Annotated in this window: 8 protein-coding genes; 6 read left to right on the top strand and 2 right to left on the bottom strand. The window is 54.5% G+C overall.

Features of this window, described 5'->3' with window-relative positions; all coding sequences use genetic code 11:
* Positions 1-321: 321 nt before the first annotated feature.
* Positions 322-1209, bottom strand: coding sequence for a LysR family transcriptional regulator (locus TH3_RS14000; RefSeq protein WP_007090614.1), 888 nt, complete (start codon positions 1207-1209; stop codon positions 322-324).
* 145 nt (positions 1210-1354) lie between these two features.
* On the opposite strand from TH3_RS14000, the gene TH3_RS13995 reads away from it, so the two are divergent.
* On the top strand, positions 1355-2854 hold the full coding sequence (locus TH3_RS13995) for a CoA-acylating methylmalonate-semialdehyde dehydrogenase (protein WP_007090613.1): 1500 nt from the start codon (positions 1355-1357) through the stop codon (positions 2852-2854).
* Positions 2855-2924: 70 nt separating this feature from the next.
* Here the strand turns inward: TH3_RS13995 and TH3_RS13990 are convergent, their stop codons facing one another.
* Positions 2925-4634 (bottom strand): ABC transporter ATP-binding protein/permease, encoded by a 1710-nt coding sequence (locus tag TH3_RS13990; RefSeq protein WP_007090612.1) that lies wholly within the window; start codon positions 4632-4634, stop codon positions 2925-2927.
* A gap of 233 nt (positions 4635-4867) precedes the next feature.
* Here TH3_RS13990 and fhuF point away from each other — a divergent pair, with 233 nt between their 5' ends.
* The 5 genes from fhuF to TH3_RS13965 all read left to right on the top strand — a co-directional run bounded on the left by fhuF (position 4868) and on the right by TH3_RS13965 (position 13520).
* Positions 4868-5524, top strand: a complete 657-nt coding sequence (gene fhuF, locus TH3_RS13985) for a siderophore-iron reductase FhuF (protein ID WP_007090611.1) — start codon at positions 4868-4870, stop codon at positions 5522-5524.
* Positions 5525-5784: 260 nt separating this feature from the next.
* Positions 5785-7860 (top strand): TonB-dependent receptor, encoded by a 2076-nt coding sequence (locus TH3_RS13980; protein WP_007090610.1) that lies wholly within the window; start codon positions 5785-5787, stop codon positions 7858-7860.
* A gap of 203 nt (positions 7861-8063) precedes the next feature.
* Entirely contained in the window at positions 8064-9491 is a 1428-nt protein-coding gene (locus TH3_RS13975; RefSeq protein ID WP_007090609.1) for a sigma-54-dependent transcriptional regulator, read from the top strand.
* Positions 9491-11518, top strand: coding sequence for a sensor histidine kinase (locus tag TH3_RS13970; RefSeq protein ID WP_007090608.1), 2028 nt, complete (start codon positions 9491-9493; stop codon positions 11516-11518). Before TH3_RS13975 ends, TH3_RS13970 begins: the two co-directional genes overlap by 1 nt.
* A gap of 259 nt (positions 11519-11777) precedes the next feature.
* Positions 11778-13520, top strand: coding sequence for an OFA family MFS transporter (locus TH3_RS13965; RefSeq protein WP_007090607.1), 1743 nt, complete (start codon positions 11778-11780; stop codon positions 13518-13520).
* The last annotated feature ends 40 nt before the right edge of the window (positions 13521-13560 follow it).

The raw sequence follows: 13560 nt of genomic DNA, 5'->3' as shown, positions 1-13560 counted from the left end.
CGGTTTTTGAAATCCTGTTCAACAGGCTTTTTGTGTGACCCCGACCACATGGCTCATCCCCAACCATATCCGAAAGAATATGCCCGGGAATACATCCTGAATGCAAGTGGTCGTAGCGAAGAATTATAAGTTAAGTCCGTGAAAATACAATCAAAGGTGATCAGTTAAGGTGCCTGAACAGCTTGTTGTTTCTCGCTTTTTAGCTGATTTTGCAGATGATCACGGCCGTTCGTATAGTGTTGCACTCTTATCGGGTTTTTCAGCGCGGCAAGATATCTGCCTGCATGTATGGACATCAGATTCGCAAATCCCCGGTTTGCATCAGTCGGCAACGAACAGGCCACGCGCGGCGCGTACGACCCGGCTGATATGGTCGGCGACGGCGGCGACCCCGCGGGTGTCCTTGGTATCGGGATGAAGCAGCATCCAGTAATTTCGGGTAAAGCGGATATCGGGCAGCAGACGGACCAGGTCGGCCACATCACGGGTGGCGTAATCATGCAGAATGCCAATGCCATGCCCGTTGCGCACTGCTTCCATCTGGGCGACGACACTGCCGCATTCAAATCGGCGCTTCATCAGTTTGCCAAGGCGGGCGGCGTAGTCAAGTGCGCGACTGTAAATCAGGTCTTCGATATGGGTGACAAACAGCCGGTCGGTCAGGTCGCGTTCAGACCGGATGGCACCATACTGTTTTATGTAGCTTTGGGAGGCATAGACGCTGAGTGTGTAATCGGTGAGCTTTTTGATCACCAGCCGCCCCTGTTTGGGGCGATCAAGGGTGATGGCGATGTCGGCTTCGCGTTGGGACAGCGAAAAGGTGCGCGGGAGGGGCACCAGTTGGATCACCAGATCGGGATGTTTTGCGGCAAAGCCCGCCAGTTCACGCGCCAGGAAATAGTTCCCAAGTCCATCGGGCACGCCAACGCGCACGGTGCCTGCGATGCCTTCTGCTCGGCTGGGGAAGGCGGTGCCGACTTTAAGGAAGGCGGATTCAGCGGCCTCTGCCGCACCCATTAATGCCTTTCCTGCCTCTGTCAGTTCCGATCCAGTGGTGCGTCGTTCGACAAGCTTGGTGCCGAGTTCCTGTTCAAGCGCGGTCAGTTGCCGACCGACCGTGGCATGGTTCAGGCCAAGCTGACGGGCCGCCGAGAGGATCTGCCCCTGGCGTGCGACGGCCAGAAAGATGCGAATGCGGTCCCAATCCATGATCTATTGACTTTAAAAATTGCACATCGAATTTGCAATAATGGTAATTGATGTGCATCCATATGCATATCCATAATCGACCTGCTTTGCGGACGGTTGTCATGATCCGCGACAAAAGATCACCACGATTATCGGGAGAAGCCGAATGTCCAGCCAGATCACCCATTACATCAACGGCAAACGTGTCGCCGGGACTTCCGGCCGGACAGCGGCCGTGTTCAACCCGGCCACCGGTCAGCAGAGTGCGACGGTTGACCTTGCATCGAAGGCCGAGGTTCGAAATGCTGTCGAAAGTGCACGGTCGGTGGCCGCGGAATGGGCCAATACCACGCCGCTGCGTCGTGCCCGTATTCTCAATAAATTCCTGGGCATCCTTGAAAGCCGTTCGGAAGAACTGGCGGCGGCCATTACCGCCGAGCATGGCAAGGTACTTTCGGATGCGCTGGGTGAAGTCACCCGCGGGATCGAGGTTGTTGAATTTGCCACCGGCGCGCCGCAGCTTTTGAAGGGCGAGTTCACCGAGAATGTCGGTACCAAGGTTGATAGCCATTCGGTGCGCCAGCCGCTTGGTATTGTGGCCGGTATTACGCCGTTCAACTTCCCGGCCATGGTGCCGATGTGGATGTTCCCGGTTGCGCTTGCCTGCGGCAACTGTTTCATCCTGAAACCATCCGAACGTGATCCGTCTGCGTCGCTTCTGCTGGCGGAATGGCTGAGCGAGGCTGGTTTGCCGGACGGCGTTTTCAACGTTGTGCAGGGCGACAAGGAAGCGGTTGATGCGCTTCTGTTTGATCCGCATGTCAGCGCAATCAGCTTTGTCGGGTCGACCCCGATTGCAAAATACATCTATGAAACCGCGACTGCGCAGGGCAAACGTTGCCAGGCGTTGGGGGGCGCGAAGAACCACATGATCGTGATGCCCGATGCCGATATGGATCAGGCGGTGGATGCCCTGATGGGGGCGGCATATGGATCGGCTGGTGAACGCTGCATGGCGATTTCGGTTGCAGTACCGGTGGGGAAGGCAACGGCGGATGCGCTGGTCGAAAAGCTTGTCCCGCGCATTAACGAACTTCGCGTTGCACCGGGGACAGATTCGGCCGCCGAAATGGGGCCGCTTGTGACCGCGCAGCACCGCGACAAGGTTGTCGGTTATATCAACAAGGGCGTTGAAGAAGGCGCGAAGCTGGTTGTTGATGGCCGCGACATTCGTTTGCAGGGCTATGAAGACGGCTATTTCGTTGGCGGGACCCTGTTTGACAATGTCACACCCGACATGACGATCTATAAGGAAGAGATTTTCGGCCCGGTCCTGTCGATCGTGCGGACCGATGATTTTGAAACTGCTGCCGATCTTGTTGATAGCCACGAATATGGCAATGGTACCGCGATCTTTACCCGCGATGGCGATACGGCGCGTGAATTTGCCAACCGCACCCAGACCGGCATGGTCGGCATCAATGTGCCGATCCCGGTTCCGATGGCGTTCCATTCATTTGGCGGCTGGAAGGCATCCTTGTTTGGCGATCATCACATGCATGGCATGGAAGGGGTGCGGTTCTATACCCGCCTTAAAACCATCACCTCGCGCTGGCCGACGGGCATTCGCAAGGGTGCCGAATTCGTCATGCCGACGATGAAGTGATTTTCGCAGGATCGTGAAGACATAAGGTGGCAGTCCCGATGGACTGCCACTTTTTTTGATATGTCTTGCTTTATGCCAATACTTCGCGACTGGCGAGAGAAAGGGCATTGGTATCTTTATCAAGTTCCAGAATTCTGGAGTGAAATTGTTCCAGTGAAGCACGGTGTCCGATGCTGACCAGAATTGTGTCAGGCAGTTCTTCTTTCAGATGGCGGTAGCAGAGGGTTTCCGCGTTTTCATCAAGTGCGGACGTGCTTTCATCAAGGAAGAGAATTTTCGGTTTTCGCAGTACGGCGCGGACAAAGGAGCATCGCTGCTGTTCGCCAATGCTGAGTTTCTTTGACCAGTCGGTTTCGCTATCGAGCTGTTCGATCAGGTGCCCCAGTTCAAACCGTTGCAAAGCATGCGATAAAGCCGGATCATTGTCGGCATCAGCAATTTGCGGATACCAGAGAATATCGCGCAGCCTTCCAAGCGGAAAATAGGGTTTCTGGGCCAGGATAAGAGCGTTTTCGGTGTCGTAAGCAGCGCTGCCAGAGGCGTGTTTCCACAGGCCGCAAACAGCACGGATCATTGTGGATTTCCCAAAGCCGGATGGCGCACGGATAAGAAGGCTATCCCCCGGTGTCAGTTGCAGGGAAAAATCGCGCAGAAGCGTTTTTTCGCCATCGGGGAGCCACAGGTTAAGTTTCTTGATCTCGAAAGCATGTGGTTGATGGCGGATCTTGACGCCGGAATTGGACGAAAGGGCATCGAGCCTGTTCTGGAAGCCGGTTAATCGGTCGACGACAGATTTCCATTCGGCAATTTGCGGGAAGACCCGGACAAGATATGCCATGGCTTCGTGAACTTCACCGAAGGCGGCGCTGATCTGGGTCAGGCGGCCAAGGGGAAATGCCCCGGCAAAGAATTGCGGTGCCATGATGAACATTGGGATCACTGTGGCCGTGCGCATATAGAATGTGGAATAGCCAAGTACGATTTTCTGTTTTTTGACCAGTTCCCAGAAGTTCTGAAGGGCGGCCTCCAATCGTGATGCGAAGGTGCGCATTTCGGCTTTTTCGCCACGATATTGCGCAATCGATTCCGCATGTTCGCGAAGGCGCATCAGGGAAAACCGGAAATCAGCTTCGCGGCGTTGCTGCAAGAAATTAAGCCCGGGAAGGGCACGTCCCAGCCAGAATGCACCACCCGTTCCGGCTATCGAGTAAAGTAATGCAACCCAGACCAGTAGTCCGGGGATGACCAGACTTTCGGTTCCGAATGGTATCGTGACGAGGCCGGATGCGTTCCATAAAATATTGAGGAAAGAGAAGAGCGACACCAAAGCCGTCATCAGCCCTAGACCCAGTTTGAGCGATATGACGATGAACATGTCGATATCATCGGCAACCCGTTGATCCGGGTTGTCTGTTTCCGGAGAGTCCAGTTGCAAGAGAAGGTATCGTTGATCTTTCAGCCAATCCTGAAGCGTGTTTGTGATTGACCAGCGCAGCCACCGGATCGTCAGTTTTTGTTGAAAGTGAAAAGCTGCGACAGTGAAGGTCGTGAGGGCGACTTGTAACAGGATGAACTGGCCGCCACTGATCAGGAAAGCATCGTAATCCAGAGCCTGCAAGGCGTTATAAAAGTTCAGATTCCAGAAATTGTTCAGGATGTTGACCCCGACAAGCCCGAGATTCATGAGGATGGTCGCAGCCAGTAACAACAGGGCAGGGATTTTTTCAGACGATGTCCAGAAAGGGCGCGCAAGTCGCCAGAAGCCCTGCAAAGTATTCATGATGCCTCAACTGATCGGGATAAATCAGATTGAGTTTATAGAGGCAGCTCGTTATGGTCGCAATGCTAATAATACTGATTGGCGTTCTCATTTTTTAGCAGGGGCTTGCTATGGAATTACCAGACTGGCTTTGCCAAACATGGCCCCCCATCCGTCAAGTCATCCGGACAGATCATTGCGGGTTTTCTTCCGTCAGGCTGCAGCAGCTTCCACGGGAAGACGTTCTGTTTCCGATGCTTGATCGGTTCGCCTTGGTCTATTCGGCAGCAAAGCGACCACCCATCGCGTCCCAGTGGTCAATGAATTACCTTAGTGTTCTGTTCCCGGCGGTATTGGCGGGAATATTGGCCCGAAATTTGGAAATTCGGGTTTGGGAGGGGGATGTCGAACTTTTGCATGATGACGCCCGCCCTGTGGCATTAAAGGTCATGGAACGGCTTCCGTCATTTTCATCCGACCAGATCGCAGGCTATTGGGAGCGCGTGTTAAACGACCATCTGGACCCGTTGTTTGCGACGATTTCCGCGTGGGGTGGTGTATCGACCAAGGTGCTGTGGGGAAACGTTATCGCGGTCTGGGACGGGGCGTTTGACAGATTGCGCGATGCGCTGGACCCCGAAACCTTTTCCAAGGCCCATCAATGGATGGAGACGCCGGTTGTTGCCGATGGCCGGTTAAAGATTAGAAGCTTGCAACGTATTGTTGCTTCGCCTGTCCCGGATATTTGTTCAAGCATCCCGTTAAGGAAGCATTGCTGTCTGCATTATCTGCTTCATACGCCGGTTGTCGGAAAGCCGGAGGTTTTATGCGAAGCATGTCCGCGATTGCACAGGCAGCCGTTGGCCGAACAGGAGAGCTATCTGCGGTCCATTTACCATGAGCATGGCTGAATTGAGGTGCGACTTATCGGCTCGGTCTGGGTGGTATGTATCTGCATCTTCTGTGTGCTTCTCCTCAAAAAAACTAATTCACTGAAAATACGTGCTTATTATAGCGAATAATAACTATTGTCATTTGCAATTGATCGTGCTTAATCATTCGCAACAGATGTTTCAGGGAGCGGGGGAAGGCGGGAAACGGACAGTGTGAACCTTCTGACTTCTTTACCGCAACGCTTGAAAAAATGTGGTTCTGAATGGGAAGCAAGGTAATGCAAGTTTTCAGTAAAAACTCTTTGGCGCTGGCGGTGGCTTCCAGCGCGCTGGGTATCACGCCGGTATTTGCGGACGAGGAAGTGCCGCAGGAAGTTATTCAGCTAGAAGAAGTTATCGTCACAGGAGAAAAAATCCAGCGCAGTCAGGACAGGACACTTTCGAGTGTTGCGGTCAGCACCAGCGAAGATATCCGCAAAGAAGGAGCGAAGACCCTTCAGGATGTGCTGAGTGGTACGCCCGGCGTCTATACTCAGTCCGGCAACGAAAACTGGGGTATTCGCGGTGTTCCGATCCAAGGGTTTGACGAACAGGGGGCAGCCGCCCTTAACGGTGCGATTTCGGTTTATGTTGACGATGCGATCCAAAGTAACCGTCTGCTGACGGCCAATCCGCTCTCGGTCTGGGATGTTGAGCAGGTTGAAGTTTATCGCGGAGCGCAATCGACCACACAAGGGCGTAACTCGCTTGCCGGTGCGGTGGTGATGAAAACCAAAGACCCGACATTTACCCCCGAATTCGCCGTACAGGGAAATCTTGGCCGCTATGGTGAAAAGGGTTCATCGGCACTTGCCAATGGTGCACTGATTGAAGACAGGTTGGCGGGACGGTTGGCCGTCGATTATCAAACCGAGGATGGATACATCAATAACCCGACATTGGGCGATGATGCCAATCCTTTGCGGTCGGCCAATGTGCGCGGGAAGCTATTGTTCCTGCCGTCGGATGATGTCGATGTGCTGCTGACTTTTTCGCATAATGATCAGCGTGCCGGACTTAATGCGGTTGATGCAAATGACGGTGTGCCAGATTACTTCAATGTATACGAGAATACCGAAACCTATCACAAGTTTGATCAGAATGCGGTAACGGGCAAGCTCGACTGGTATCTGGATGGTGAATGGACATTGACCAGCATCAGTTCGGCGACACTTGTTGATTATAGTGCTGCCCTTGATTTCGACAGGACGCCAACAACGTCGCAGGCGGCTCTTCGCGAGCATGAACAGACCCTTGCCAGTCAGGAAGTTCGGCTTGGTTATGATTATGAAAATCTTACCGGGTTCTTTGGTGCCTATCTTGGCCGGACGACCAGTGATATTGACGACAAGCTTGCCGTAAGCGGGACAACCGTCATGAATGAAAAGGGCAAGGTTGAAATTGACAGTTATGCTCTGTTTGGCGAGGCAAACTGGGAGTTCGTTAATGACTGGACCCTGATTACTGGTCTTCGCTGGGACCATGAGGAAAACCACACCCGGATTGACTACACGGTTGATACGCTTAATTTGGCGACGGACCCTTCTGCAAACGAAAATATCACTTCCAGTGTTTTGCTGCCGAAACTGGGCCTGAGTTATGACGTGACGGAGAACCATCTTGTCGGGGTTACGTGGCAGCGCGGCTATCGCAGTGGGGGGGTGAATCTTCGATCACTTGCCCTTCATACACCTTATGATCCTGAATTTACCGATACTTATGAACTGGCTTGGCGTGGCAATTGGCTGAACCGTCGTTTGCGGACCAATGCCAACATTTATTACACCGACTGGACCGATCAGCAGGTTACGTTCCGTGATAGTAGTGGCAACCGCCAGGTGGCCAATGCGGCTGATAGCCGGATGGCCGGAGCGGAACTTTCGGCGCAATATCTGGTCACATCGCAACTTTCTGTGCATGCCGGTGCGTCTTACAGTGATACCAAGTACAATTCTTTTGTATCGGACGGTGTTGATTATAGCGGCCACGAATTCATGTTTGCGCCGAAATATCTGGCATCCGTCGGGGCCAATTACACCTTTGATAACGGTCTTATGATCGGAACCAATGTTGTCTATCAGGATGACAGCATTTCCAACTTTATCACTAGCGGTTCGACTGTCGTCGGTGAACGGCGTAGCGATCCGGTGACGCTGGTGAATCTGAATGCGGAATATGCCGTTGGCAGCATGACATTTACCGGCTATGTCAAAAACCTGTTTAACGAGCGTTACGTTACAGCCAATCAGAGCGATACAGTCGTCGATGTTGGCGCACCTTTGACTTTCGGGGTGGCAGCGCGTTACGAGTTCTAGAACGTCGTTTTATCTGGGGCGTAGTGCCCAAAATATTTCAGAATTCATAGGGCGGGGAACATTGGTTTCCCGCCCGGTTTTTATTGGGCGCGCGCGAGGAACTTTGAGGAATGCGACCAACGGTTTTGCTTTTCATGTGCTGCTGATCTAATCTTCGAAAAAATAAAAACAAAATGACCGGGAAGATCGGCGGAGGAATATCAATGAGATCGACGGCAATGGGTGCGCCGGAGTTGGCGGCACCATCACCCGCAGCGCAACCGGATGGCAAGCCGGGGCCGGAATTCGGGCCGTGGCTGGAGAAAGCATCGATCCTGATCGTCGATGACGAACCGGGGATGCGCAATTTCCTTTTGCGTACATTGGGACCGCGCGCCAAACGGGTCGAAGAAGCCGCTGATTGCGAAGAAGCGACCAAGCTTCTCGATCAGCATCATTTTGATGTCGTGATCCTTGATAACATCATGCCGGGCAAGTCCGGGGTCGAGTGGTTGACCGAGCAGCGCGAAATAGGTTTCTTTTCCGATGCGATCCTGATGACGGCCTATGCCGATCTGGATACCGCGATCAAGGCATTGCGGGCCGGGGCGGTTGATTTTGTCCTGAAACCGTTTCGGTCCAACCAGATTTTGAATGCGGTGGCGCGCTGCCTTGACCGGATGCGGTTGCGGCGCGAAAACCATGTTTTACGCCATGAATTGCGCGCGACATCCGATCATGTGTTGTTGCGCGACAAGCTGATTGGTTATTCGGCGCAAATCCAGGAAATCCGTGAAACCATTGCAAGGGTCGCACCCCTTCCGACATCGATCCTGATTTCCGGGGAAAGCGGCACGGGCAAGGAAGTGACAGCGCGCTCGTTACACGCGTTGTCCGACCGGGCCGAAAAACCGTTCGTGCCGATCAATTGTGCCGCCATTCCGTCCGAGATGATAGAGGCCGAATTGTTCGGGCACCTGAAAGGGGCCTTTACCGGGGCGCAAACCACGCGCGACGGGCTTTTCATGCATGCGCAGGGTGGTACCCTGTTTCTGGACGAGGTCGGGGAATTGTCACTGGCGACGCAAAGCAAGCTTTTGCGCGCGATTGAAAGCCGTCGTATCCGCCCGGTAGGGTCGGAGCGCGAGGCACCGGTCGACTTGCGGTTTGTCTTTGCCACCAATGCCGATCTGGAGGCAGAGGTCGAAGCGGGCCGGTTCCGTGCCGATCTGTTTTACCGGATCAATGTCATGCATATCGCAATGCCGCCGTTGCGGGAGCGCGGGGATGATGTGCTTGAACTTGCCAGCCTGTTCATGAGCAAACTTTCAAAGCAGCTTGGCGTGCCGCAAGTCGCGATGGACGGGGCGGTGCGGGCCGGATTGACGCGATATGACTGGCCTGGGAATGTGCGCGAATTGCGCAACCTTGTCGAGCGCACCCTGATCCTTGGGCGGTTCCCGGCCGAGTTTCGTGATGAACAGGCCGGTGCCGAAGGACATGCCGACCATGACGAAACGTTGGAGGAAATGGAGCGCCGTCACATTATGGCGATGGTGCACAAGACCGACGGCAATCGTAATGAAGCCGCACGGCGTCTGGGCATTTCGCGCAAGACAATTGACCGCAAATTTGCCGATTGGGCCGACTGATGCAGTGGCCGGGCCGCCGCACCAAACGCACCCGGTCTGTGCGGTTCAAATTGCTGGCGATTGCGTTATTGCCAACACTGGTCATCCTGCCGCTTTTGCTGGGCGTGATGATGGTACGTTGGAACAGCAAGTTTGACGCGCTTTTGACATCAAAGGTCAATGGCGACCTGACGATTGCCCATCAGTATTTTACTCATATCCTTGAAACCACCGGCGAACAGATCGAAGCCCTTGGCCAATCAGTGACGTTTCGTGATGTTCTGACATCGGGGGACCGGGCGCGGATCGATGATCTGTTGGCGGCAAAGCGGGCCGAGCTTGGTCTTGATTTCCTGTATATCGCCAATCGGCAGGGGATTGTTTCAGGGGCGTCCCCCCGGCAGGCCACCCCGCGACTTGATGCCGACTGGCCGGTGATTGCAACAGCCCTTTCGGGGGCGTCCTTGACCGGGGTGGACATCTTTGACAATGCCGATCTGGCGGCGATTTCGCCCGATCTGGCGGCACGCGCGCGGCTTGATCTGGTGCCGACACCCAATGCAGTGCCAACCACGCGCGATGCCGAAACGCGCGGCATGGTTGTGCATTCGGCAAGTCATGTTTCCCTGCCGATGGTGGGGCCGGAGGACATTGATGGCGCGCTGGTCGGGGGCATATTGTTAAACCAGAACCTTGTGTTCATTGATACGATCAATGATCTGGTTTACCGCGAAAGCAGCCTTCCGGAAGGCAGTCAGGGGACGGCGACGCTTTTTCTTGATGATGTGCGAATCAGCACCAATGTGCGGCTGTTTGAAGGGCGACGTGCGCTGGGCACCCGTGTTTCGAGTGCGGTGCGCCAGAATGTTCTGGAAGACGGCAAGGTGTGGCTTGATAGCGCGTTTGTCGTCAATGACTGGTACATTTCAGCCTATGAGCCGATTGTGGACAGCTTTGGCGACCGTGTCGGAATGCTGTATGTCGGGTTCCTTGAAGCGCCGTTTGCCCAGACGAAATATGAAAGCCTGCTGATCATCATTGCGGCGTTTCTGTTTGTCGCGACGCTGAGCGTTCCGATCTTCCTGCGATGGGCGCGCGGTATTTTCAAGCCGCTTGAACGTATGACCCAGACGATTGCACGGGTCGAGAGCGGAGACTTTGGCGCGCGAACCCATATTGATCAGGTGCAGGATGAAATATCGCTGGTGGCGGAACATCTTGATGATCTGCTTGATCAGGTGCAGGAACGTGACAAACGTTTGCGCGCCTGGAACGAGGAACTGAATGCGCGGGTCGATGCGCGCACCAGCGAACTTCGCGAAGCCAACCGCCAGCTTGAGGCGACGACCAAGCAATTGATCATGTCCGAGAAACTGGCAGCCATCGGTGAAATTACCGCCGGTGTGGCCCATGAAATCAACAATCCGGTGGCGGTGCTTCAGGGGAACCTTGATGTGGTGCGTGATTTACTGGGCGAAAATGTGCGAATTGCCGAAACCGAATTCCGCCTGATTGACGAACAGGTCAGCCGTATCAACCTGATTGTCACCAAGCTTCTGCAATTTGCCAAACCCGAAGAATATGCCGGATTTGTCGAACGCCATTCACCAGGCGAGGTGATTGGCGACTGCCTGCCGCTGGTGCAGCATCTGTTGAACAAGGCCGATATCGAGGTTGCGCGCGAGAGCCGGGCCAGACGGCTTATTCTGATGAACCGGACGGAATTGCAGCAGGTGGTGGTCAATCTGATGGTCAATGCCCTGCATGCCATGCTCGGAAGTGGCACCCTGACCCTGATTGACGAGGATTTTGATCGAAACGGAAAACCTGGCATTCGCATTTCGATCCGCGATACGGGAACGGGGATGTCGTCCGACATACTGGGGCGTATTTTCGATCCTTTCTATACGACCAAGCGCCGCGAAGGCACGGGGTTGGGCTTATCGATCAGCAAAACCCTGATTGACCGGCAGGGCGGGGCCATGGCGGTTGAGAGCGAGCCGGGCAAGGGCACGTTATTCACCATCTGGTTGCCTGAAGCGGATTGATTGTTCTGCCATTAGGTTGGACATTTTGTCCGGATGGTGCATTGCACAGTAAAAATTTGTTGGACATTTTGTCCACCCGCGTGCGCTGCAATATGATGATTGTCTTTCAAAAACTTCCAGAAAATCAGGCAACAGGCTGAATGGCATAGCGATTGCGACGGTGTGGTTTCCGGGTCTTACCGATATGGCCTTGCAGCATTCATCCGATTTGGGGGGATGGGGCCGCCGGATGAACATAATACCGGGAGGAAAAACACAAATGTTTGATCGCCTTAAAAAAGAACATATCGTCGCAGGGGACGATTTCAATCGCTGGAAAGTTCCGCCAGCATCCATCGCCATTCATCTTTGCATCGGCTCTGTCTATGCTTGGTCGATTTTCAACCCGCCACTGATCAAGGAATTCGGCGTGGTTGCGTCAAGCTCTGGTGACTGGGGCCTGCAATCTGTTGTCTGGATTTTCTCGGTCGCGATTGTATTTCTGGGGCTGGCCGCGGCATTTGGCGGAAAATGGCTTGAAGAAGTCGGCCCTCGTATGGTGGGTGTTGTTGCCGCATTTTGCTGGGGCGGTGGTTTCATCATCGGTGGCATGGGCATTGCGACCCATCAGCTTTGGCTGGTTTATCTGGGTTATGGCGCGCTTGGCGGTTGTGGCCTTGGGCTTGGCTATGTATCGCCGGTATCAACCCTGATCCGCTGGTTCCCGGACCGTCGCGGCATGGCAACCGGTATGGCGATCATGGGCTTTGGCGGTGGTGCGATGATCGCAACGCCGATCAAGGAAAGCCTGCTTTCATTCTTCTATAAGGTGCCGGAATATCTTGGGCCGGAAAGTGCCGTGAACCTTGTCACCGAAGGTGGCAAGCGTATGGCCGAAGTCGGTGGCCAGATGGTCGAGGTTGTTGTCGCCGGTGCGGCACAGGTTGCTTCGGCGCCGGTGACGATCGAGCAGGGCGTATATGTTGCGGGCACGGGCAATACCGGTGCGGCGGCGACCTTCTTTACGCTTGGCATCGCCTATTTCATCGTCATGGTCATTGCGGCGTTTTCGTATCGTGTACCGCGCGAAGGATGGCTCCCGGCTGGCTGGACACCGCCGACGGCGGATACTGCATCCAAGCGCATGATCACCCAGAACAACGTTCATATCGATCAGGCCCTGAAAACCCCGCAATTCTATATGCTTTGGATCGTGCTGTGCTTTAACGTGACGGCAGGCATCGGGGTGATTGGCGTTGCCAAAACCATGATGAGCGAGATTTTCGGCAGCACCCTGCCGCTGGTGGTCAATTCCGGCTTTGCCGCGACCTATGTGTTCATGATTTCGGTCTTTAACATGTGTGGCCGGTTCTTCTGGGCGTCGATTTCGGACTATATCGGACGCAAGAACACCTACTACTGCTTCTTCATCCTTGGCATCATCCTGTATCTGTCGATCCCGTATGCTGCGGGGCAGGTCAGTGTGAACCCGGTCGTGACGTGGCTTGTGATGTTCTATGGCGCAACCATGATCATCTTCACGATGTATGGTGGCGGTTTTGCGACCATTCCGGCCTACCTGGCAGATGTTTTCGGAACCAAATATGTCGGTGGCATCCATGGTCGTCTTCTGACCGCATGGAGTGTCGCGGGCGTGCTTGGCCCGCTTGCCATCACCCAGCTGCGTCAGACATCGGTCGGCAATTCGATCAAGGAACTGGCTGCCAAGATCGATCCGGCAGCGTTTCAGGCAAAGTTCGGTGCGGGTATGGAACAGCTTGATCAGCTGATTGCGGCCAAAACCGTGACGATTGGCCGTCTGATGGAAATCGCCCCGGCCGGGACGGTTGATCCGACGCCAAGCCTTTATAACACCACCATGTATGCCATGGCGGCCCTGCTGGTGATTGGCCTGATTGCCAACGCGCTGGTCAAGCCGATCCATGACAAGCATTACATGGAAACCGCAGCGGACCCGGCCAAACCGACCCCGACCGGCCGCGAGGCAACGTCTGAGGCGTAAAGCCGAACCCCGGTGCCGGTCGGCTTTGGCCCTGACCGGT

Origin of the sequence: Thalassospira xiamenensis M-5 = DSM 17429 (genome assembly GCF_000300235.2) — a bacterium.
In the GTDB taxonomy this organism is placed as follows: domain Bacteria; phylum Pseudomonadota; class Alphaproteobacteria; order Rhodospirillales; family Thalassospiraceae; genus Thalassospira; species Thalassospira xiamenensis.
Note: the sequence above shows the minus strand (reverse complement) of the source record. Positions and strands in the feature narration are given on the sequence as shown.